This is a genomic window from Gilliamella sp. BG2, assembly GCF_046635645.1.
GTDB lineage: Bacteria > Pseudomonadota > Gammaproteobacteria > Enterobacterales > Orbaceae > Gilliamella > Gilliamella bombi.
On record NZ_JBIDFF010000003.1, the window covers coordinates 46,959 to 69,772 of the forward strand.

Annotated in this window: 24 protein-coding genes; 16 read left to right on the top strand and 8 right to left on the bottom strand. The window is 34.6% G+C overall.

Annotation, left to right across the window (positions count from 1 at the left end; translation table 11 throughout):
- Positions 1 to 92 precede the first annotated feature (92 nt).
- From ACGH6Q_RS02115 to citX, 6 genes are all read left to right on the top strand, one after another.
- Positions 93 to 932 (top strand): fumarylacetoacetate hydrolase family protein, encoded by an 840-nt coding sequence (locus ACGH6Q_RS02115; protein ID WP_065589426.1) that lies wholly within the window; start codon positions 93 to 95, stop codon positions 930 to 932.
- Between the two features lie 10 nt (positions 933 to 942).
- Positions 943 to 1,977 carry a [citrate (pro-3S)-lyase] ligase gene (gene citC / locus ACGH6Q_RS02120; RefSeq protein WP_411591668.1) on the top strand — a complete coding sequence of 345 codons (1,035 nt, stop codon included), beginning with the start codon at positions 943 to 945 and terminating at the stop codon, positions 1,975 to 1,977.
- Positions 1,978 to 1,998: 21 nt separating this feature from the next.
- Positions 1,999 to 2,289: a citrate lyase acyl carrier protein gene (citD, locus tag ACGH6Q_RS02125; RefSeq protein WP_065589424.1), complete on the top strand. Its 291-nt coding sequence runs from the start codon at positions 1,999 to 2,001 to the stop codon at positions 2,287 to 2,289.
- On the top strand, positions 2,286 to 3,173 hold the full coding sequence (gene citE, locus ACGH6Q_RS02130; RefSeq protein WP_034914409.1) for a citrate (pro-3S)-lyase subunit beta: 888 nt from the start codon (positions 2,286 to 2,288) through the stop codon (positions 3,171 to 3,173). Before citD ends, citE begins: the two co-directional genes overlap by 4 nt.
- A 12-nt stretch (positions 3,174 to 3,185) precedes the next feature.
- A complete protein-coding gene (gene citF / locus ACGH6Q_RS02135) occupies positions 3,186 to 4,715 on the top strand; it encodes a citrate lyase subunit alpha (protein ID WP_411591670.1) in 1,530 nt (509 codons plus the stop codon).
- A 76-nt stretch (positions 4,716 to 4,791) separates the two neighbouring features.
- On the top strand, positions 4,792 to 5,343 hold the full coding sequence (citX, locus tag ACGH6Q_RS02140) for a citrate lyase holo-[acyl-carrier protein] synthase (protein WP_411591672.1): 552 nt from the start codon (positions 4,792 to 4,794) through the stop codon (positions 5,341 to 5,343).
- Between the two features lie 77 nt (positions 5,344 to 5,420).
- On the opposite strand, the gene metB is transcribed toward citX, so the two are convergent.
- Positions 5,421 to 6,587: a cystathionine gamma-synthase gene (gene metB, locus ACGH6Q_RS02145; protein WP_174798671.1), complete on the bottom strand. Its 1,167-nt coding sequence runs from the start codon at positions 6,585 to 6,587 to the stop codon at positions 5,421 to 5,423.
- 177 nt (positions 6,588 to 6,764) lie between these two features.
- Here metB and metJ point away from each other — a divergent pair, with 177 nt between their 5' ends.
- Complete coding sequence (gene metJ, locus ACGH6Q_RS02150; RefSeq protein WP_034914400.1) at positions 6,765 to 7,076, top strand: met regulon transcriptional regulator MetJ; 312 nt, start codon at positions 6,765 to 6,767, stop codon at positions 7,074 to 7,076.
- Between the two features lie 90 nt (positions 7,077 to 7,166).
- Here metJ and rpmE read toward each other — a convergent pair whose 3' ends face one another.
- The 5 genes from rpmE to ACGH6Q_RS02175 all read right to left on the bottom strand — a co-directional run bounded on the left by rpmE (position 7,167) and on the right by ACGH6Q_RS02175 (position 11,070).
- A complete protein-coding gene (gene rpmE, locus ACGH6Q_RS02155; RefSeq protein ID WP_034914396.1) occupies positions 7,167 to 7,382 on the bottom strand; it encodes a 50S ribosomal protein L31 in 216 nt (71 codons plus the stop codon).
- A 141-nt stretch (positions 7,383 to 7,523) separates the two neighbouring features.
- Entirely contained in the window at positions 7,524 to 8,576 is a 1,053-nt protein-coding gene (degS, locus tag ACGH6Q_RS02160) for an outer membrane-stress sensor serine endopeptidase DegS (RefSeq protein WP_174798672.1), read from the bottom strand.
- A gap of 112 nt (positions 8,577 to 8,688) precedes the next feature.
- On the bottom strand, positions 8,689 to 10,062 hold the full coding sequence (locus ACGH6Q_RS02165) for a Do family serine endopeptidase (RefSeq protein ID WP_065609090.1): 1,374 nt from the start codon (positions 10,060 to 10,062) through the stop codon (positions 8,689 to 8,691).
- 79 nt (positions 10,063 to 10,141) lie between these two features.
- Positions 10,142 to 10,546 (bottom strand): YhcB family protein, encoded by a 405-nt coding sequence (locus ACGH6Q_RS02170; protein ID WP_065561406.1) that lies wholly within the window; start codon positions 10,544 to 10,546, stop codon positions 10,142 to 10,144.
- A 62-nt stretch (positions 10,547 to 10,608) separates the two neighbouring features.
- Positions 10,609 to 11,070 (bottom strand): DUF721 domain-containing protein, encoded by a 462-nt coding sequence (locus tag ACGH6Q_RS02175; RefSeq protein ID WP_411591675.1) that lies wholly within the window; start codon positions 11,068 to 11,070, stop codon positions 10,609 to 10,611.
- 591 nt (positions 11,071 to 11,661) lie between these two features.
- Here ACGH6Q_RS02175 and ACGH6Q_RS02180 point away from each other — a divergent pair.
- Positions 11,662 to 12,093, top strand: a complete 432-nt coding sequence (locus ACGH6Q_RS02180) for a DUF3597 domain-containing protein (RefSeq protein ID WP_065589418.1) — start codon at positions 11,662 to 11,664, stop codon at positions 12,091 to 12,093.
- 105 nt (positions 12,094 to 12,198) lie between these two features.
- Here the strand turns inward: ACGH6Q_RS02180 and pth are convergent, their stop codons facing one another.
- Together pth and ACGH6Q_RS02190 are read right to left on the bottom strand one after the other, a co-directional pair.
- Positions 12,199 to 12,783: an aminoacyl-tRNA hydrolase gene (gene pth / locus ACGH6Q_RS02185; protein ID WP_065561443.1), complete on the bottom strand. Its 585-nt coding sequence runs from the start codon at positions 12,781 to 12,783 to the stop codon at positions 12,199 to 12,201.
- A gap of 75 nt (positions 12,784 to 12,858) precedes the next feature.
- Positions 12,859 to 13,806 (bottom strand): ribose-phosphate pyrophosphokinase, encoded by a 948-nt coding sequence (locus ACGH6Q_RS02190; RefSeq protein ID WP_034915766.1) that lies wholly within the window; start codon positions 13,804 to 13,806, stop codon positions 12,859 to 12,861.
- 253 nt (positions 13,807 to 14,059) lie between these two features.
- Here ACGH6Q_RS02190 and trmB point away from each other — a divergent pair, with 253 nt between their 5' ends.
- From trmB to galM, 8 genes are all read left to right on the top strand, one after another.
- Positions 14,060 to 14,764 carry a tRNA (guanosine(46)-N7)-methyltransferase TrmB gene (gene trmB, locus ACGH6Q_RS02195; RefSeq protein WP_085164276.1) on the top strand — a complete coding sequence of 235 codons (705 nt, stop codon included), beginning with the start codon at positions 14,060 to 14,062 and terminating at the stop codon, positions 14,762 to 14,764.
- Positions 14,765 to 14,782: 18 nt separating this feature from the next.
- Complete coding sequence (gene nfsA / locus ACGH6Q_RS02200) at positions 14,783 to 15,508, top strand: oxygen-insensitive NADPH nitroreductase (RefSeq protein WP_411591677.1); 726 nt, start codon at positions 14,783 to 14,785, stop codon at positions 15,506 to 15,508.
- Positions 15,505 to 16,668: a histidine-type phosphatase gene (locus tag ACGH6Q_RS02205; protein ID WP_411591679.1), complete on the top strand. Its 1,164-nt coding sequence runs from the start codon at positions 15,505 to 15,507 to the stop codon at positions 16,666 to 16,668. The genes nfsA and ACGH6Q_RS02205 overlap by 4 nt, the downstream gene beginning before the upstream one ends.
- Positions 16,669 to 17,215: 547 nt before the next feature.
- Complete coding sequence (locus ACGH6Q_RS02210) at positions 17,216 to 18,490, top strand: MFS transporter (RefSeq protein WP_065589415.1); 1,275 nt, start codon at positions 17,216 to 17,218, stop codon at positions 18,488 to 18,490.
- Positions 18,491 to 18,535: 45 nt separating this feature from the next.
- A complete protein-coding gene (gene galE / locus ACGH6Q_RS02215; RefSeq protein ID WP_411591681.1) occupies positions 18,536 to 19,552 on the top strand; it encodes a UDP-glucose 4-epimerase GalE in 1,017 nt (338 codons plus the stop codon).
- A gap of 44 nt (positions 19,553 to 19,596) precedes the next feature.
- Positions 19,597 to 20,646 carry a galactose-1-phosphate uridylyltransferase gene (gene galT, locus ACGH6Q_RS02220; RefSeq protein WP_411591683.1) on the top strand — a complete coding sequence of 350 codons (1,050 nt, stop codon included), beginning with the start codon at positions 19,597 to 19,599 and terminating at the stop codon, positions 20,644 to 20,646.
- Positions 20,647 to 21,804, top strand: coding sequence for a galactokinase (gene galK / locus ACGH6Q_RS02225; RefSeq protein ID WP_411591685.1), 1,158 nt, complete (start codon positions 20,647 to 20,649; stop codon positions 21,802 to 21,804).
- Positions 21,795 to 22,796 carry a galactose-1-epimerase gene (galM, locus tag ACGH6Q_RS02230; protein WP_411591687.1) on the top strand — a complete coding sequence of 334 codons (1,002 nt, stop codon included), beginning with the start codon at positions 21,795 to 21,797 and terminating at the stop codon, positions 22,794 to 22,796. Before galK ends, galM begins: the two co-directional genes overlap by 10 nt.
- Positions 22,797 to 22,814: the final 18 nt, after the last annotated feature.

Genomic DNA, 22,814 nt, shown 5'->3' on the forward strand with positions numbered 1-22,814 from the left:
TTTACATATTAAATAACAACCTTGGTTTATACTAAGGTTGTTCATTTTTATTTAATATTTACAATTAACAAAATAGCTTTTAAGGAGTTTTCATGAAGCTTGTCAGTTATCTTGTCTCTGGTAGAGCAAGTTTTGGTCTTCTTACTCACAACGGTATTGTTGATTTAAAGCAAAAATTAGGTGATAAATATGCCGATTTAAAATCACTACTTGCCGATAAAGAAGGACTATCTATTGCCAAAACCTACCTTAATGCCCCAAGTGACATTGATGAACAAGACATTACTTATTTACCCGTTATTCCAAATCCAAATAAAATCTTGTGTGTTGGTATGAACTATGCCGAAAAACGAGCAGAATTTAATGAAACCAGTTCAGCACCAACGCTTTTTGTTCGTTTCCCTGATTCTCAAACAGGTCATAAAACCAACATTATTAAACCAGCTATTACTAATGAGTTGGATTATGAAGGAGAATTAGCTATTATTATAGGTAAAGCTGGTTTTCGCATTAAGCAAGAAGATGCGTTATCATATGTAGCTGGCTATAGCTGTTATATGGATGGTTCTATTCGCGACTGGCAATATACTTGGTTTACCGCAGGTAAAAACTGGCCTAGCACTGGTGCTTTCGGTCCATGTATTACAACAAGCGATGAAATTCCTGATCCAAAAGTATTATCTTTAACTACTTATTTAAATGGCGAGCAAATGCAACATGATTCAGTTAAAAATCTTGTGCATACTGTGCCTGAATTAATTTCTTATATTAGTACTTTTACACGTTTATCTCCAGGTGATGTTATTCTTACTGGATCACCAGGTGGAGTTGGTAAAAAACGTAATCCTCCAGTATTTATGAAAGATGGCGATACAATTGAAGTCGAAATTACAGGAATTGGTCGACTAACTAATTATGTAGTAGCTGAATAGAGGTAAATTTATGTACGATTTAGTTGATTATGCCGTTGTTGATATTTCTAAAGCAGAACAAGATTATAAAGAAGTTAAACAGTTGCTATCTCGCTCTGATCTTGATCTGGATTCACAAGTTACTGTTTTTATGGTAGCTAAAATCAATGAACAAATTATTGCTTGTGCAGGTATTGATCGCAATATTATTAAATGTGTTGCTATTGATCCTAATTATCGTGGCAATCAACTAAATCTAACCTTGATGGATCATGTAATAAAATATGCCAATGAAAACGGCTATTTTCATCTTTTTCTATATACAAAACCCGAAAATATAGATTTTTTTAAGGGATGTGGGTTTTATCCTATTGTTGAAATAACAGATCTTGTTGTCCTAATGGAAAACAATCCAGTTGGAATAAGGCAATATTGTAAACAACTAAGCACGCAACAAAAAGAAGGGAGCAAAATTGGTAGCATTGTTATGAATGCTAATCCTTTCACTAAAGGCCATCAATATCTTATTCAATATGCTGCAAGTCAATGTGATTGGTTGCATGTTTTTGTTGTCAATGAAAATGCATCGCTATTTTCATTTGATACACGTTTGAAGTTAGTTAAAGATGGTACTAAACAGATACAAAATGTGACGGTACATGCAAGTTCTCCTTATATTATTTCAAGAGCAACATTTCCAACTTATTTTCTAAAAGATAAGACAAAAATCGATCAGGCCTATATGGGTATCGATCTGCTTATATTCCGAAATTATATTGCTCCAGCGCTTAATATTAACTATCGATTTGTTGGAACTGAACCCTATGACGAAGTAACGAAGGCTTATAATGAAGCGATGTCTTATTGGCTTGAAGATAAAGCAGTTAGTAATCACTCCGCAATTACCTTTGTTGAAGTTCAACGAATAACCGAAGGTGATACTATTGTATCAGCTTCATTAGTAAGAAAATTATTGGCATCAGGGCAGTATGAAGAGGTAAAAAAACTAGTTCCATCTACTACATGGGATTACCTTTCAGCTAATTTGGATAAATTTAAAATTTAATACGTTTTAAAAGGTAAAAAAATGAAAATACAAAAAGAAGCCATGGCGGGGACTCTTGAATCTAGCGATTTGTTAGTCAAAGTCATGCCAAACACGGGAATTGAAATTGTTATTAATAGTGATGTTAATAAACAATTTGGCGATCAAATCCGTGCGGTTGTTAATCAAACTTTAAATGAGCTTAATGTAACCGACGGTTTAATCATTATTGATGATAAAGGTGCACTTGATTGCGCTATTAAAGCTAGAGTTCAATGTGCAGTTTTACGTGGCGCAGAAGAAGAAAACTTAGATTGGAGTAAATTACTATGAAAAAATTACGTCGAAGTATGCTATTTCTTCCAGGTGCAAACGCCGCTATGTTATCAACTTCGTTTGTTTATAAGCCTGATTCAATCATGTTCGATCTTGAAGATGCCGTTTCAATTAAGGAAAAAGATTCAGCGCGTTTATTAGTCGCACAAACTTTACTTCTTCCTGTTTATAAAGAGCACGGAATTGAAACAGTAGTACGAATCAATGCGCTTGATACTCCATTTGGTCTAAAAGACCTTGAAGCAGTTGTACGAGCGGGTGTTGATGTAGTACGTTTACCTATGACTAACTGTGCTGAAGATATTCATGAGTTAGAAGCCCATGTTGAAAGAATCGAAAAAGAGTGTGGGCGTGAAGTTGGTAGCACTAAATTAATGGCTGCAATCGAATCTGCTCAAGGTGTTGTTAATGCCGTTTCTATCGCTAAATCTTCTCCACGTTTAATCGGTATTGCGCTAGCTGCATTTGACTATCTTGTTGATATGCAAACTGAACGTGGCGATGGTACAGAATTATTCTATGCTCGCTGTGCAGTATTGCATGCAGCACGTGTGGCTAAAATTGATGCTTTTGACGTTGTTTACTCTAATGTTAATGATGATGAAGGTTTCTTGAAAGAAGTCAGCTTAATCAAAAAATTAGGTTACAACGGTAAATCGCTCATTAATCCTAGACAAATTGACCTGCTCCACAATGCTTATGCTCCAACAGCAGCTGAAGTTGAACATGCTCAAAAAGTAGTTGAAGCAGCAGAAGAAGGAGAAAGAAAAGGCCTTGGCGTTATTTCTCTAAATGGCAAAATGATTGATGCACCGATTATTGCTCGAGCTAGAAAAGTTATCGAGTTGGCTAAGTATTCTGGTGTACGTAAAGAAATTTGATAGGATTGAAAAATGACTACTTCTATAAACAAAAAAATTGATGATTTGCTTAAACAGCACCCTGATCTCAAGAATATTAAGCCTTTTGTTGATGCTAACGCAACAACTCCATATTTAAAAGATGAGTCTAAATACACGCGTAAATTGTGTGATTCTATTGAGCAAGCAATTAAAAAATGTGAATTGCGTGATGGAATGACTATCTCTTTTCACCATGCATTTCGTGAAGGCGATAAGGTTATCAACAAAGTTGTTGAGACTATCAGTAATTTAGGCATTAAAAATTTGACGCTAGCTTCAAGTTCTTTATTAAGCTGTAACTCAGCGTTAATTCCTCATATCGAATCTGGTGTAATTACTAAAATTTATACCTCTGGTTTACGTGGTAAATTAGCCGATGCGATTTCTCACGGTTTAATGGAAAACCCAGTCCATATCCATTCTCATGGTGGACGTGTAAAACTAATCCAAAGTGGTGAAATTAACATTGATATCGCATTTTTAGCTGTATCAACCGCTGATGAACAAGGTAACGCTAATGGTGTATCAGGAAAATCACAATGTGGTGCTCTAGGTTATGCTATGGTTGATGCGCAATTTGCTAAAAAAGTTGTACTATTAACTGAGGATATTGTTGGATATCCTAACCATCCAGCAAGTATTCGCCAAGATCAAGTTGATTATATTGTTAAAGTTGATGAAGTGGGTGACCCAACTAAAATTAGTGTGGGCGCAGCGCGTATAACTAGCAATCCACGCGAACTGATGATCGCTCGTTATGCAGCTGATGTTATTGAACACTCTGGTTATTTTAAAGATGGTTTTTCAATCCAAACTGGTTCTGGTGCATCGTCAACTGCAGCAACTCGTTTCCTTGAAAATCGCATGCGTGCGAAAAATATCACTGCATCATTTGCTTTAGGTGGTATTACAGCAAGTATTGTTGATCTTCACGAAAAAGGATTAGTTAAACGTTTATTAGATACTCAAAGTTTTGACGGCACTGCGGGGCAATCTTTAGGTAAAAATAAAGATCATATCGAAGTTTCAACTAATGTTTATGCAAATCCTGCCTCAAAAGGTGCAAGTGTTGATGAGCTTGATATTGTTATTTTAAGTGCGTTAGAAATCGACCTTGATTACAATGTTAATGTATTAACTGGTTCTGACGGTGTAATGCGCGGTGCTTCTGGCGGTCACTGTGATACGGCTGCTGGTGCAAACTTAACAATTGTTGTTGCGCCACTCATTCGTAGCCGTATTCCAACAGTAATTAAAAAGGTAACAACATTAGTTACTCCTGGTGAGAGCGTTGATGTGCTAGTCACTGACCATGGTATTGCTGTTAACCCTAATCGTTCAGAAATTGCTGAACGTTTAAAAGCAGCTAACCTACCAATTATGAGCATTGAAGAGCTTTATCAACGTGCTGTGTCTTTAACTGGTGAACCAAAACCAATCGAATTTAATGATAAAATCGTTGGTATCGTACATTTCCGTGATGGCTCTGTTATTGATGTCGTACGCCAAGTTAAAGATTAATTTTAATCTTTATTAATATAGTAATAGCCTGACATGTAAAAGTGTCATGCTATTACTTTTCTATTTGATGAAAAAAATGCAAATTAAATTTGATGATGGCACTCCTATTATCCTTGAGCAAATGCTACTAGCCAAGGAAAAGCGAGTTGAAAACCAAAAGCATGCAATGACATGCTATAAATATCCAATCATATCATTAAGCATAGTTATTCCTGGTCCTATAAAAAACAGTAGCGGAGCCCGTTATCTTTTTGACGAAGCAATTAAAGCTTTACATCTCTGTTTTTTACAAAACAATATAACAATAATCAATGAAGATCATTTCCATTACATTACTGGTTCAGAAGCAATCATAGCAATTAAATGTTCAGCTAAAACCCTTAAAAAATATTGTATTGAAGTCGAAAATAATCATCCCTTAGGGCGTTTGTGGGATATTGATGTTATTGACATTGTTACACAAAATAGCCTGTCACGTTCTCAATTCGAAAATCAACCAAGACAATGTTTGGTCTGCAATGAAGAGGCAAAAATTTGTGGTAGAGCTAAACGGCATTCAATTGATGAAATTTTTACCGCGATAAAAAAGAAAATAGAAAATTTCAGAAAGAATAAAACATCACTTTAATAAAAGTGCAAATAATAGGTTGATGAAATAACATTACAGCATTATATCATCAATCCTTTTTTAATCTAAAAATTCAATTAGATTGTTTCAAGTGCCTGCTGTAAATCAGCTAGTAAATCAGTAATATCTTCTAAACCAACTGAAATACGTAATAGCTGATCTGAAATACCCGCTGTTTTTCGTGCTTCTGCACTAATACCTGAATGTGTCATTGTTGCTGGGTGGCAGACAAGACTCTCAACGCCACCAAGTGATTGAGCTAATGTAATAATTTTAAGCGCTTTTAAAAACTTAGGCATTACATCGGCATTTCCAACCAGTTCAAAACTTAGTAACGAGCCAAACCCTTTTTGTTGTTCTTTAGCAATATCATGCCCAAGATTAGATGGTAAAGAGGGATGAAATACTTTTGCTATTTTTGGGTGATTAACAAGAAACTCAACAACTTTTTGGGCATTTTCTTGTTGCAAATTAACACGTGCAGCAAGAGTTCGTAACCCACGCAATAAAAGATAACTATCAAATGATGAAGTAAGCGTACCAATATTGTTGGCCCACCATAAAACATCTGTAGCAAGCTGTTGGTCTTTGAAGACTAAAATTCCCGCTAATAAATCCGAATGCCCATTTAAAAATTTGGTACAAGAATGGCTGACTATATCAGCACCAAGCTCCAACGGTTTTTGTAAAATTGGCGTCATAAATGTATTATCTACTAAAACCAAAGATCCAACATCATGTGCTTGTTGGGCTATTTTCTTGATATCAACAACACGAAGTAATGGGTTACTTGGTGTTTCAATCAATACTAATTTAGGATGTAAATTAAGTGCTTCTTGTAAAGCTATTGCATCGGACTGATCAACAAATTTCACTTTAAAATAGCCTTTTTGGCTTAGACTATTAAAAAGTCGATAGCTGCCGCCATAACAATCATGAGGAGCAACAACTAAGTCATTTGGCGCTAATAAAGCAACACTGATAAGATGAATTGCTGACATGCCACAGTTTGTTAAAATAGCATCTGCACCACCTTCTAATTTCGCAACAGTTTCTTCCACTAATCGCCGACTAGGATTAGCTTTTCGTGCATAATCAAACTTTCTTGGTTTTGCAAATTCTTCATAACGATAACAAGTAGATGGTGTAATAACAGGTACAACACTACCATATTGCTCATCAGTATTAATCCCACCACGAACAGCTATTGTTCCTTGGCTTAAATTGTTGGTTTGACTAACCATAATAATATTCCTCTAAATAATACTTTACTTACTTCAACAACAGATTGTATAAGAATAACACATTCAATAAGGACGTCAACATGTCTAGACGTCTAACTATCTTGGTGTGTAGATTGCAGAAAAATAAAAAAAACGTTAGAATTGCCCACATTATTTGTGATGTAATTTGGTGACAAGATGATGGAATGGAATGGCGAATATATAAGCCCTTATGCTGAACATGGTAAAAAAAGCGAACAAGTAAAAAAAATTACAGTATCAATTCCGTTGAAAGTTTTAAAAATATTGACTGATGAACGCACTCGCCGACAAGTCAATAATTTACGTCATGCAACAAATAGTGAATTATTGTGTGAAGCCTTTCTTCATGCTTATACCGGTCAACCTTTACCTTGTGACGATGATTTACAAAAAGATCGTGAAGACGGTATTCCTAAGCAAGCTAAAAAGATGATGCAAGATTTAGGTATTAATCCCGATTTTGATTGATTATTAACTAAAAAACTAATTTTGAAAAACAAAAGGCGCTTATGCGCCTTTTCTATTATTATTAATTTTGGGACATGGTTTTCCGAAAAATTATTTTTTACCGCCAACCATAGCAAAACGTTGTTTGAACTTATCTACACGTCCACCAGTTGCAACATCACGTTGTTTACCTGTATAGAATGGGTGACATTCACCACATACGTCAAGATGAATATCATGACCAACAGTAGAATGAGTTTTAATAACGTTACCACAAGAACAAGTTGCTGTAATTGCAGTATATTCTGGATGAATACCTTCTTTCATAATAAACCTCTAAAGTTTTTCGTATCGCTATATAAATGGCCATAAAAGCAAAATCTATACACCATACGAGTGTTAAAAAAACATGATAAGACAGCAGATTATACGGCCAATAGTCGAGTTAATCAAGAAATAAAAGAACAATTAAACAGGTAATTGACCTATTGTTAATTGCAGTTCAATCTTTTCCCCATTTCGCTGAACTATAATGGGGACAATTGTACCAGGTTTCAACTCAGCTATTTGATCCATTGTTTCAACAATTGATTTAACAGGTTTATTATCTACCATAATCAGAATATCATTAGCTTGTATTCCCGCTTGTAATGAAGGACCTTCCGCTCTGGTGACTAAAATACCTAACACCACTGGCATATCACTTGGATTTTGAGTTGGTGCAAATTCTAATCCATCAATTCCTATATATCCTCTAATAACTTTTCCATCGCGAATTAATTTATTCATGATTTTAACTGCTAATGCAGTTGGGATAGCAAATCCAATTCCTTCAGGAATATCATTGCCTAGATTTTTTGCAAAGGTAAGAGTATTAATTCCCATTAATTCACCTTTGCTATTTACTAGCGCTCCACCTGAATTGCCATGATTTATTGATGCATCAGTTTGAATAAAATTTTGCCTTCTGTATGGGCTCAATCCATCACGACCTGTAGCACTGATAATACCTTGTGTAATAGTTTGCCCTATATTGTAAGGGTTCCCTATGGCTAATACGACATCACCAATTTTAGGTTCGCGTTGAGGATTTATCAATATAGTGGGGATATTTGAAGCCTCTATTTTTAATACTGCTAAATCAACAAGTTTATCTGAGCCTACAGATAAAGCTTCAAATATTCGTCCATCTTGCAATGCGACGATAATTTGTTCTGCATCTTCAACTACATGATAATTAGTAACAATATACCCATTCCCATTCATAATTACTCCAGAACCGAGCGGAGTTATTGGACTATCTTGTGATTCCTGAGAAAAAGAATTAATTGAGCGGCTATAAATATTAACTACTGCAGGGGCTGCAGTTTTAACAGCACTAGAAAAACTTAATGGATCATCATGAAAAATTGAAGTTGGAAAATTTGATTGGTTTCCTTTTTGTAAAGAAGGAAAAATAATCAATAACACAATAGCTAAAACCGTTCCAATTAATATTGGCCATAGAATTTTTTTGAGCATTAGTTTCAGAATTGTAATGGGAAGAATAATGAAGATTTTAACACATCTATATAAAGGTTAAAATTAAAGTTTTCGTCGATGCTAAAGCATCGACGATATAAAAAATGACTAATTATCGTAAAATTAAATATAAACGACTATCGCCACGAATTATATTTAATGCAATTACTGATGGGTGACTATCAATAATTTTTCTAAGATCTGCAATATTAGTTACTCGTTCTTTATTAACTCCAGTAATAAGATCTCCCTCTTGCAAACTGAGTCGAGACGCAGGCGAATTTTTAGCAATACTTTCTATTAAAACACCTTTTTGGCCTTTAATTTCACCATTGCTAAGCGTTGCACCATCAAGAGCAGAATGTAGCGATTTCGCATCCGTTGTTGTCTCGTCGCTATTTTTTAGTTTTACATCGACAGATATTGTTTTGCCATCTCGAATTAAACCTAGCTTAACAGTTCGCCCTGCTCCAGTTGTCGCAATTTTTGCACGTAGTTCAGCAAAACTATCAACTGGTTTACCATCCATCGAGACAATAATATCGCCAGATTTAATTCCTGCTGCTTGTGCGGCTGAATTCTCAATAACTTCACTAACAAAGGCTCCTTTTTGAACATCAACATCAAACGCTTTTGCTATATCCGATGTCAATTCATTACCTTTGATACCAAGCACGCCACGTTTTACTTCACCAAATTCTATAAGCTGAGAAGTTAAACTTTTTACCATGTTACTAGGAATTGCAAATCCTATCCCTACATTACCACCACTTGGAGCAATAATTGCGGTATTTATACCAACAAGCTCACCATTTAAATTCACAAGTGCCCCACCAGAGTTACCTTGGTTAATTGAAGCATCTGTTTGAATGAAGTTTTCAAAACCATTCATATTAAGTCCACTACGAGCTAAAGCTGAAATAATCCCTGAAGTAACAGTTTGACCAATGCCAAATGGATTACCAATAGCAACAGCATAATCACCAACACGTAAATTATCAGAATCTGCTAATTTAATAGCTGTTAATTTTTTGGCATCATCGATTTTAAGTAATGCTATATCACTTTGTGGATCCTTACCGATTAGTTTTGCTTTAAATTCATGCCCATCGTTTAGAGCAACCGTAATTTTATCAGCACCATCAATAACATGATTATTCGTAACAACATAGCCTTTTTCTGCATCAATAATCACACCAGAACCTAAACCTGTAAACGCCCTTGATTGGCTATCTGGATAACCAAAAAAACGTCTAAATTCTTCTGGCATATTATTTTGCATTTGAGCTGTTCCTTCAACTTTAATACTAACAACTGATGGTAATACAGTTTCAAGCATAGGCGCCAAACTTGGCAGTTGCGTATTATTATCGGTTGAGGCAGGAGGAAAAGCTGCATAAGTATTCGGAAGTACAGATAAACTTATTCCTAAACTTAAAGCTAAAATACTTAATAATTTTTTTTGTTGTTTTAATGAATTAATCATCTCAGAACTCTCGCTTTTACAAAAATTTACACTCTATAAAATTGCTTGAATATTAAGTAACGGAGAATAAAATCATTGGTTAAGATTTATTTTCATCCGTTTTAAATAAACCTGAAGAATCATCAGAATAATCTCTAGGCTGCTTATCAAGCGTAATTTCTTTTGTTTCGTTAGAATCTGTATTTGAATCAAAATCTAAAGATTGAATATTACCACTATCCATAAATTGACTGGAGTTTTCTGCCATATGTTGATAAAGGCGACGAAAATCTTTAGCCATATTATCCAATATTTCTGCACTATGTGAAAAATGTTTAGCAATCATTTGTTTTTGGGCTATTAATTCATCTTTTGTTTGATCTAACTCTTGTTTAACTTTGGCATATTTACGTGCCTTAGGACTAATAACACTAATAAAAATGAAACAAATAATAAAACCAATCACAAATCCAATTATAAGATAAGTAAGCATACCTTTATCCATTATTCACTCCTTATATCTTTAAGATATATAATTTTATAAAATTGAAGACTAATTATCAGCGCTTATTTTGCATGGTTAGCAAGTTTTATCAATTGTTTTTTTAACTTGTCTGGTGCATTTTCTGCTAATGCAGATAGAAACATTGCGCTTTTTTGTGTCATCACACTTGAAGCTAAAGATGACTTATCACTTTGATAATTGCTCTGTGACCACCTCACTGAAATATCTGGATTAATCTGATATTGAATAGAAGATAAGGATGGTAAAATAATTTTTCGTATTTCAGAAATTAAATTGCTTTGTTCATATTTCAATCTAGTTAACCAACAAGCTGAGCTAACCTCTAAAATCAACACACTTTGGCGATAGTTAGCAACTCGGCATTGTTGATTTAATGGTGAAGGCAATAAATCATAAACAACTTTAGCTAAAGAGCATAATGCATTAGTTCTATCTTGAATCTTAGACAGAGAAGAGGCTTGTGTCAAAATTGACGTCAACATTTGTGGTTCGTTATAACGCATAATTATGCCTTTTATTAAAAAATAGTAATACTAAAATGCAAAAATATTTTCCACCAATGTTTAAGTAATTTATCTTATTTGAATGAAAAAGTCCCTTAAAAAAAGCATATTTTCACTTAATTAACACTTTATAAAAAGTTCACAAATAACTCAAAATTAGAAGAACAAAATAAAAAACTGGCAAATACTATTAATATAATATCTGCCAGTTTTATAAAAATAAAAGCTAATTATAAAGGTTAGCTTTGATTATTCCACTTATTTTCTCTAATAAAAGTCCATAAAACAATAGCACAAATAGCATAGCCTAGCCTCAATCCAATAGTATCAATAAAAAGATTATAATTGGTTGACCAATTGTATAAGTCAACTGGAAGGCACTTACTACCTCAATTCAGTTAATATTAGAAAAATATTTAAAATAATTGTTTTATATCTTAGTAAACACTTTATCGTAATACAGAAAATGCTATTAATGTATAATAATTTTGACATTACATTCTTTTAAGCGCTATATTGGATGTGATCTTTTCTACATCTATATCGTTAAGCAGTTTTTTTAAAGCAGTTTAAATTTCAAGGAGATGTAATATGAACATTTTAAATAACATTTTTTCCAAAGTATTTCCAAGTGCTCAAGCAACAGTAGATAATGCAGTTGATGCTGTGAAGGATAAAGTTGAAAATATCACCGCATCTGTTAAAAATACAGTATCGAGTGGCTCAGAGAAAGTCCAAGATAAAGTAGAGCAAAGCGCATCCGCAACTAATGTTGATGTTTCCTCTATTCTTGAGAATTTAGCTAAAAAGCACCCTGAAACGCTTAACTGGAAAACATCTATCGTTGATCTATTGAAATTATTAGGTATAGATAGTAGTTTAGATGCACGGAAAAATTTAGCGAAAGAACTGAATTATCCAGGCAATACTGATGATACCGCAGCAATGAATACATGGTTAATTAAAGAAGTAATGAAAAAAATTGCTGAAAAAGGTGGTAATGTAACCCATCTTTTTTCTTAAAAGAGTATATTAAGACAATTAAATCCACCTAATATTTTAGGTGGATTTTTTTATTAAAGTGGATATTTATTGATTTTTACGTTATTGAAACATTCAACAATTTAACTAAGCTTTAAAAGCATGTAACTTGTTCATTGCAACGTCTATCCCATCAGACAATAAGATATCTGTACAACGCAAAGATTCGTCAATAGCTTTATCAATTAATTCCTGTTCAGGTTTAGATGGCTTATTTAAAACATAACCAACAACTTTATTTTTATCGCCAGGATGTCCAATACCAATTCTTAACCGATAAAAATTTAAATTATTTCCCAATTTACTAGCAATATCTTTTAGCCCATTATGCCCACCATGACTACCACCAAACTTAAGTTTAGCTATTCCGGGATTTAAGTCGAGTTCATCATGTGCAACTAAGATCTCTTCTGGCTTTATTTGGTAAAATGTCGCCATAGCTTGAACAGCTTTACCACTTAAATTCATGAAAGTAGTTGGAACTAATAAACGTACATCATGACCTGAAATGTTGATTCGTGATGTGTAACCAAAAAATTTTTGTTCATTTTTTAATGATTGATTATAACGTTCAGCCAATTGCTCAACAAACCACGCACCTGCATTGTGCCTTGTTGCTGCATATTCATTTCCGGGATTGGCGAGTCCTACAATCAGTTTTATCGTTGTCATAATATTTTTATTGTCACTAGATTTTATCGATAAAAATGCCCCAAAAAAGGGGCATTATACCAATGATAAAATAGGTTATTGATGGAACATTGCTGAAATTGATTCTTCGTTACTAATTCGACGAATTGCTTCAGCAAGCATACCTGATAATGTTAATTGGCGAACATTTTTCAATGCTTTTACTTCAGCCGTTAATGGAATTGTGTCACAAACAACAATTTCATCAATGGCACAGTTTTTAATATTACTTACTGCTTTACCTGAAAATATCGGGTGGGTAGCATAAGCAAATACTCTTTTGGCACCTCGAGCTTTTAAAGCATCAGCTGCTTTACAAAGTGTTCCAGCAGTATCAATCATATCATCAACTAAGATACAATCTCTATCAGCAACATCGCCAATAATATTCATCACTTCTGCTTCATTGGCACGTTGACGACGTTTATCAATAATTGCCATATCAGTATCATTAAGTAGTTTAGCTATCGCACGAGCACGCACCACTCCGCCAATATCAGGGGAAACAACAATTGGGCGATCAAACTCACGTTGTAGCATATCTTCTAAAATAACAGGGCTACCAAATACATTATCAACCGGCACATCAAAGAAACCTTGAATTTGTTCGGCATGAAGATCAACGGTTAAAACCCTATCGACACCAACAGTTGATAGAAAATCAGCAACAACTTTAGCAGTAATAGGGACACGAGCCGAACGAACTCGACGATCTTGCCTTGCATAACCAAAATAAGGAATAACAGCAGTAATACGACCAGCAGATGCTCGGCGCATTGCATCGATCATAACTAATAATTCCATTAAATTGTCATTGGTAGGGGCACAAGTTGATTGAATAATAAAAACATCTTCACCACGGACATTTTCATTGATTTGGACATTAACTTCACCATCACTAAAACGGCTTACCACAATGTCACCAAGAGAAGTATAAAGACGATTAGCTATACGCTTTGCTAGTTCTGGTGTGGCATTACCAGCAAAAAGCTTCATATCAGGCACGAGAAATCCTCAAGCATGTATTCATGATTACTTTATTCGTAATCGGTTAAACTGGGGCTATAATTATATAATCATTTATTGATTATGCTCAACTACAATATAAAAATATATTGAAAATATTTGATATATTTTTATAAATCATTAAATAAAACAATTTGGCCATAAGATGCTTTTGCTGTGAACTCAAAATCGAGTAAACTAACTAACAAACCATTCTTTGGCTTTAATAAATTCCACAACAAAAGTAGATAACGTGATGAACGAACAATTAAACTCAGATAACGAAAATATCAAATCTAAAAGAACCATTCGTAGTTTTGTTTTGCGGCAAGGTCGTTTAACAAAAGGCCAAGAACAGGCATTAATAAGTTTATGGCCGGTATTTGGTATTGAATATGATGTAAATTCACCAATGGTTTTTGACTCTAACAAACAGGCTATTCTTGAAATTGGATTTGGTATGGGTGCTTCGTTAATTGAAATGGCTAAAAATGCACCTGATAAGAATTTTTTAGGAATCGAAGTTCACAAACCCGGTGTTGGTGCTTGTTTGATGGCAATTGAAGAAAATCAATTATCAAACTTAAAAGTGATGTGTCACGATGCTGTTGAAGTATTAGAAAATATGATCCCTAATCATACATTAGACAAAGTACAAATTTTTTTCCCTGATCCTTGGCATAAAGCAAGACATAATAAGCGCCGCATTATTCAACCCCAATTTGTACAGTTAATTCGACAAAAATTAAAATTAGGTGGAATTTTGCACCTAGCTACCGATTGGCAACATTATGCAGAACATATGTTAGAGGTTTTAACCCAAGCTGAAGGTTTTGAAAATTTATCACCAAGCGGTGACTATATTCCGAGACCTGATGATAGACCAATTACTAAATTTGAAAAACGAGGTCAAAATTTAGGCCATGGCGTTTGGGATCTTCAATTTGTAAACAAATAATTATGCTAAGGAGCCACTATGCAAAATCAAACCATCGATCTACTTTGTCGACACCGCTCTATTCGTGCTTATAAAACAACTAGTTTAACTCAAGAACAAATAGCGTCTATAGTTCGATCAGCACAGTCGGCTTCTAGTTCTAACTTTATTCAATGTTCGACAATTATTCGTATTACAGATCCTCAAAAACGCGAAAAACTAGCTCATTATGCTGGTGATCAAAAATATGTTAACCAAGCTCCTGAATTTTGGGTATTTTGCGCCGATTTTAATCGTCATTTTCAAATTGATCCAACACTCAATCTTGGCAAAGCAGAGCAGTTATTATTGGGCTGTGTTGATACAGCAATTATGGCTCAAAATGCAGTAATAGCGGCTGAATCCTTAGGACTTGGTGCTGTGTATATTGGTGGACTGCGAAATGATCTTGATAAAGCAACCCAATTACTTGAGTTACCAAAATATGTTCTTCCTCTTTTTGGGCTTTGCCTTGGTTACCCCGATCATAATCCAGAAATAAAACCAAGGTTACCTAAAGAGCTTCTCTTTTTTGAAAACCAATATCAACCACTTAATCATGCAACTTTAGCAAAATATGATACCCAAATAGGTGATTACTATCAAAACCGTAGTACTAATCAAAAAACCGGTGGTTGGAGTGATAAAATTGCAAATACAATAAATAATGAACAACGTGATTTTATTTTAGATTATTTACATAAACAAGGATGGATCACAAAATGAAAAATAACCATTACCAATTAGATAAAGTCGTTATACTTAGCCGTCATGGTATTCGTACGCCATTGCAAAATACTTTGCAGTTTTTAGAAAAAGTGACTCCCTTTAAATGGCCTAAATGGGATCATCCATATGGTTATTTGACCACTCGTGGTGGAATATTAGAAGTTTATTTTGGCCGCTATTTATCGACTTGGCTTGAAAAACACAATATAAAATTATCAAAACATAATACTGAATTATTCGTGTATTCTAATAGTTTGCAAAGAACTGTCGCGACCGCTCAATTTATGACAGCTGGTGCCTTTGCTGGGTATGATATTCCTATTCATCATAAATATGCCATTGAAAAAATGGATCCGATTTTCGATCCTAGCTTGCAAGACGATTCAACTGAGTTTAAAAATGCGGTATTGCGTGATATTGAAGAAGCTGACAAAGCAGCCAATATTTTTAAAAGCCTAGCACCAGCTTATGAAACCCTTTCCGATATTTTGGATTATAAGCATTCAAAATTATATGCTGAATATAAATGCGATTTAGCCGATATTCCATCCGAACTTTATTTTAAAAAACATGAAGAACCAGCACTCCTCGGACCACTTGCGATAGGTATTTCAGCCGTTGATGCATTCTTATTGCAATACTATTCAGCCTTTCCAAAAGAACAAATTGCATGGGGTAGACTGACTAGCCAAGAGCAGTGGCAACAAATTAGCGCAATTCGTAATCAATATATAAATTTAGTTTGCCATTCTAAGACGCTTGCCAAACACTCAGCTGCACTTATTATCAACATGATAAACGATCTTATGCTAAGAGATAGTAAAGTCAATTTACTTGTTGGTCACGATAGTACCATCGCTTCATTACTGGGTGCATTAGACTTTAAAGACTACCAACTACCAAATCAATTTGAAATAACCCCAATTGGTGGAAAAGTAGCTTTACAGCGTTTTCGTCACCTATCTACAGGCGAATACTTTTTTAAAGCCGAATATATTTATCAAAGTTTTGAACAACTCCATAACGGGCTAGCACTTGATGACAATAATTTACCACAACATTATCAACTTCATTTGGAAAATGCTTCTGTTAATAATGATGGTTATTATTATTGGTCAGATTTTGAGGAACGAATAAAATCAATTAAAACTAGTTAATTAATCATTAGATTATCTAATTTTTCCTATCTAACTGGGATTAAACAAGTTAATAATAAAAAGTTAAGCTAATTCTAATTAATAAAAAATTCCTTGTCAAAAAGTTTCAGGTAAATATACGTTTTAGTATAAATGTCAATTGTTTAGCTTACTTAAATCATAGTCAATTACAATAGACCAAATAGAGTGTAGATAAATAATATGTAATCGTTTTCAATAATTAATTGCATTTTATTTGTTTTATTTTATTTTTATTCCAATTAATTATTTTAAACCTCCTATCTAGTAGATTACCGATCTTTAATTTGCACTATTGTCATCATAAAATACAAAAATTATACTCAAACACATATTTACCTGAAACTTTTTAACAAAAATTAATTTAACATCAAATGTAATCGATTTCATAAAATGTTATCTAGATCACTTTTTCAAAATTATTTTAGTGCTATTATCGCCTCAACAAATAACTTACCTGTTCATATACATACAGAAGTTTTTTTAAATGATTGTGTGGTCATTTAAAGCCTAACAAAGGAAGTTCATTATGAATCAAAAAATAAAGTCATCACTAAGTAATAAGAATTATTGGATATTCAGTCTCTACTTCTTTCTGTACTTTTTTATTATGGGAGCATACTGCCCTTTTTTTCCCGTTTGGCTAAAAATGAACGGACTTGATGAGGCAAATACTGGGTACGTTTTTTCATTTATTTCACTATTTGCGCTTTTTTTTCAACCCTTGTTCGGGTTAATTTCTGATAAACTAGGATTAAAAAAACACCTTCTTTGGGTTATCACACTTCTTCTTGTACTATTTGGTCCATTTTTTATCTTCGTTTTAGGGCCATTACTCAAATTAAATGTCACCTTGGGCGCAATTGTTGGAGGGCTTTATCTTGGTATGGTATTTAGTGGTGGGGCACCAGCTATTGAAGCACTTGTCGAAAAAATAAGTCGACGTAGTGGTTTTGAATTTGGTCGCTGTCGCATGTTTGGCTGTTTTGGTTGGGCTATATGTGCTTCGTTTGTTGGAATTATGATTTCTAAAGATGTCAATGCCGTTTTTTGGTTATGTTCTGGATTTGCATTGATTCTTTTAATTTTAGTTAAAATCGCCGATCCTGCAAAAACCACAACGACTGAAGTTGTTGAGCAAATGGGATTAAATAAACCAAAGCCATTCAATCTAAAACTTGCCCTTGATTTACTTAGTATGCGTAAAACATGGTTTTTCATGCTTTACATTGTTGGGGTTGCCTGTACTTATGATGTATTTGATCAACAATTTGCAAACTTTTTCACCTCATTTTTTACTAACGAACAAGTGGGTCGTGAAGCTTTCGGCTATGTAACTACGCTTGGTGAATTTTTAAATGCCACTGTGATGTTTTTTGCTCCTCTGATTGTAATGAAATTAGGCAGTAAAAATACATTACTCATTGCTGGTGCTATCATGTCCATTCGTATTACTGGCTCAGCATTTGCCAGCACAGCTGTTGAAGTGGTGATATTAAAAACGCTACATATGTTCGAAGCACCTTTATTACTTGTCGGTGCATTTAAATATATTACTAAACACTTCCCTATTCACTTATCAGCAACTGTTTACTTAATTGCATTTTGTTTTGCAAAACAATTATCTATCATGTTTATGTCCACTTTTGCGGGGTTAATGTATGTTAAAATAGGTTTCGAAGGAGCATATTTAATCCTTGGCTTGATCGCATTTAGTTTTACGCTTATTTCATCCTTTACATTATCAGGGCGTGGACCATGGGATCTTTGGAAACATAACAACAGTGAAGAGTCTGAAAATTAGCAGACACTCACTATAACTATTATTAAACTAGATGAAGGTTTTATTATGAAAATATTAGTAACTGGTGGTTGTGGATATATAGGAAGTCACACATGTGTTCAACTAATTAAATCTGGCTATACACCAATTATTATTGATAATTTGTTTAACAGTAAAGCATCAGTACTAGATAGAATACAAAAAATTACTGGGCAATCCGTCATTTTTTATCAAGGCGATGTATGCGATGAAAAACTATTAACTAAGATTTTTTCAGAACATGACATTAAAGCGGTGATCCATTTTGCTGGTTTAAAAGCAGTCGGTGAATCAGTCCACAAACCGCTAGAATATTTTGAAAACAATGTCTACGGCAGTATCGTACTTATGAAAGCAATGCGAGCTGCTGGCGTTAAACAGTTAGTATTTAGTTCGTCGGCCACTGTCTATGGCGAATTAGCCCCTGTTCCTTATGTTGAAACATTACCACAAGGTTTACCTACTAGTCCGTATGGAAAAAGTAAATTAATGGTTGAGCAATGTATTATGGACTTAGCCGTTGCTGAGCCCGATTGGTCACTAACTTTACTACGTTATTTTAATCCTGTTGGAGCCCATCCAAGTGGATTAATGGGCGAAGACCCACTTGGTGTTCCTAATAATCTTATGCCTTATATTACCCAAGTTGCTGTAGGCAAAAGAGAGTCATTAGCTGTTTTTGGTAATGATTATCCAACAATTGATGGAACTTGCGTTCGTGATTTTATACATGTTGTTGATTTGGCCGATGGGCATATCGCTGCACTCAAAACCGATCAAAACAAAGCTGGTGTGCATATTTACAACTTAGGCTCAGGTGTTGGTTATAGCGTATTACAAGTCATTAAAGCTTTTGAAAAAGCATCAGGAAAACCTCTTAATTGGCACTTTGCCCCAAGACGAGCAGGTGATTTACCAGCATTCTGGGCTGATGCTAATAAAGCTGAGCAAATATTAGGTTGGAAAACCAAACTCACGCTTGATGACATGGTAAAAGATTCATGGAATTGGCAATCAAATAACCCACAAGGCTATCCTGATTAATAATACATTTTATAAAACATACAAAATTAACAGAAGAGGCAAAAATGGATATTTTTAACCCAGTTGACCATCCTCATCGTCGTTACAACCCATTGACCAATCAATGGGTGCTTGTTTCACCACATAGGGCAAAACGCCCATGGCAAGGACAACAAGAAGTATTAAACGAAGAGCAAAAACCAAGTTATGATCCAACTTGCTTTTTGTGCCCAGGAAATAAACGGGTAACAGGAGATATCAACCCCCAATATAAGGGAACATTTGTTTTTACTAATGATTTTGCAGCATTAATGAAAAATACTCCAGAATCACCAAAAAACGCCGATCCTTTATTCCAAATGCAAAGCGCAAAAGGTACTAGTCGAGTTATCTGTTTTTCACCCGATCACAGTAAAACATTACCTGAACTTGATTTACCTGCAATTGAAGGAGTAATTAAAACTTGGATAGAACAGCAACAGGAGTTGGGCAAAAACTATCCTTGGGTACAAGTATTTGAAAACAAAGGATCAGCAATGGGGTGCTCTAACCCTCATCCACATGGACAAGTTTGGGCAAATAGCTTTTTACCAAATGAGATTGCGCGCGAAGATCTAAATATGCGCAATTACTTTGAAAAATATCATCGCAATTTATTGGTTGATTATGCTGAAAAGGAACTTATTAATCGTGAGCGAATCGTTGTAGAAACTAAGTATTGGCTTGCCGTTGTTCCTTTTTGGGCAATATGGCCATTTGAAACATTATTATTACCAAAAATTCACATTCCACAATTAACCCAATTAAATGACAAACAACAAAGTGATTTAGCTATTGCGCTCAAAAAATTAACGAGTCGCTACGATAATTTATTTCATTGCTCTTTCCCATACTCTATGGGCTGGCATGGTGCGCCATTTATGCAAGATAAAAATGATTATTGGCAAGTACATGCACATTTTTATCCCCCTTTATTACGTTCCGCCACAGTAAAAAAATTTATGGTAGGTTACGAAATGTTAGCCGAAGTACAACGTGATTTAACCCCAGAGCAAGCAGCTGAAAGGTTACGTAACGTTAGTGATGTGCATTATAAAGACAAAAAGGATAAATAGATGAACGCATTAATCAAAGCTACTACACAAGCATTTGAATCTAAATTTGATTATAAACCCGATACACTTATACAAGCCCCCGGTCGTGTAAATTTGATTGGCGAGCATACCGATTATAATGATGGTTTTGTTTTACCTTGTGCTATCGATTATCAAACAATAATAAGTTGTCACAAACGTTCAGATAATCTTGTTCGAGTTATTGCGGTTGATTATGATAATCAACAAGATGAATTTTCTTTAGATTCTCCTATTGAAAAACATCCAGATTATATGTGGGCTAACTACATACGTGGGGTGGTAAAGCACTTAAAAAAATATGCAAATAATATCCATGGCGTCGATTTTGCTATTAGTGGAAACGTTCCTCAAGGAGCAGGACTAAGTTCATCAGCATCTCTAGAGGTTGCGGTAGCTAAAATGTTCCAAGTTCTTTATGACTTGGCTTTAGATGGCACCAAGTTAGCCCTAATTGGTCAAGAGGCCGAAAACCAATTTGTTGGTTGCAATTGTGGCATCATGGATCAACTAATATCTTCCCTTGGACAAAGCCAACATGCATTATTAATTGATTGTCGTTCATTAGAAGTTAAACCAGTCTCAATTCCTAAAGATTTTGCTGTAGTTATCATCAATTCAAATATCAAACGAGGATTAGTTGATAGTGAATATAATACTCGACGTAAACAGTGTGAAGCAGCAGCACAAGCCCTTGGGGTAAAAGCCTTAAGAGACGCGTCCTTAACTGAATTACAACATATTGAAAACACGCTCGATCCAATTGTCTTTAAACGAGCTCATCATGTAATCACTGAAAATGAGCGCACACTAAAGGCAGCACAAGCTCTTACAGATGGTGATTATAAATTATTATCAAAACTCATGGCACAGAGTCACAATTCAATGCGTGATGATTTTGAAATTACAGTCCCCGCTATTGATTATCTAGTTGAAATAATTCACGGTGTAATTGGTGAACAAGGCGGTGTTCGCATGACAGGCGGTGGCTTTGGTGGTTGTGTTGTGGCATTAGTACCAAAAGATAAAGTTGATGCTGTTAAAACCGTTGTTAGCGATAGTTATGCTAAAAAATTTGGTATTAAAGAAGATTTTTATGTCTGTAAACCAAGTGAAGGAGCACACGCGATATGCCTATAACGCAAATTATTGAACTGTCCAATAAACAAGGAATGCAAATAAAACTTTCAAACTGGGGAGCTACATGGCTTTCCTGTGAATTGCCCGTTAATGGACAGACTCGTGAAGTGCTACTCGGCTGTCGCTCACTTGAACAATACCAACAACAGGATGCCTATTTAGGTGCTACAATAGGCCGATATGCTAACCGTATTGCCAATGCTACTATTAATATTGACAATAAACAATATTATCTCACTGCGAATCAAGGTGTAAATCAATTACACGGCGGAAAATTAGGCTTCGATAAACAATTATGGTTAATTCAATCTTGCTCCGATCAGCAAGTGACCTTCCTTTTGATTTCACCTGATGGTGATCAGGGGTTTCCTGGTGAGCTGAATGTAACAGTAACGTATAAACTCACCGATGACAATCAAGTAATTATCTTGTTTAATGCAACTACAACAAAAACTACGCCAGTGAATTTGACTAATCATGCTTACTTTAATTTAGATGGTGAAATAAGCAAGGATATACTTAATCACAAATTAAAAGTAAATGCTAACTATTATTTGCCAGTTAATGCCAATGGTATCCCTAATAAGGGCTTAGCTAGTGTTGCCATGCACGATATGGATTTACGTCAACCAAAACTTTTATCGGAAAAACTACTTGAAAGCGCAGAAAGGCAAATAACTGGTGGTTATGATCATGCTTATTTATTAGATAAAACCAAAGCGATAGCCGCTCAACTCATTTCATCTGATAAAAAAGTAACAATGAATGTTACTACAACCAAACCGTCATTACAGATTTATACAGGTAACTTTTTACAACATACACCAAACCGGCATAATGGTGAATATGGAAATTTTGCTGGCATAGCATTAGAAAGCCAATTTTTACCAGACAGCCCTAATCATCCTGACTGGCCACAACCAAGCTGCTTTTTACAACCAGAACAAATATATGAACATTACACTGCTTACCAATTTTTTATAAATCAATAAGTTGTTTGACTTAATTAT